The sequence below is a fragment of the Erythrobacter sp. CCH5-A1 genome (genome assembly GCF_001557115.1).
GTDB lineage: Bacteria > Pseudomonadota > Alphaproteobacteria > Sphingomonadales > Sphingomonadaceae > Erythrobacter.
This window is the reverse complement of record NZ_LSKQ01000246.1, coordinates 1-359: the sequence shown is the minus strand read 5'-3', so window position 1 is coordinate 359 and position 359 is coordinate 1. Positions and strand designations below refer to the sequence as shown.

At 66.6% G+C, this 359-nt stretch carries 1 protein-coding gene; it reads right to left on the bottom strand.

Annotation, left to right across the window (positions count from 1 at the left end; all coding sequences use genetic code 11):
• The coding region (locus tag AX708_RS15345) for a transposase (RefSeq protein WP_197426407.1) at positions 1-359 on the bottom strand (359 nt) is incomplete at both ends.

Genomic DNA, 359 nt, shown 5'->3' with positions numbered 1-359 from the left:
CCGACGAGGCGGATGATGCTGTCCTCGTTGGGGAAGATGCCGACGACATCGGCGCGGCGCTTCACTTCCTTGTTCAGGCGCTCCAGCGGATTGGTGCTGTGGAGCTTGACCCGGTGCTGTTCGGGGAAGGTCATGTAGGCCAGCACGTCATGCTCGGCTTCATCCATGCAGGTGCCGAGCTTCGGCCAGCGGGCGCGCAACTGGTCGGCAACCTGCCGCCAGACCTGTGTCGCGGCGGCATGATCGGGCTGGAGGAAGACCTGGCGGATGGCGGCGGCGACGACCGTGTTCTGGCCCTTGGGGACGTAGGCCAGCGCATTGCGCATGAAGTGGACGCGGCAGCGCTGCCAGGTGGCGCT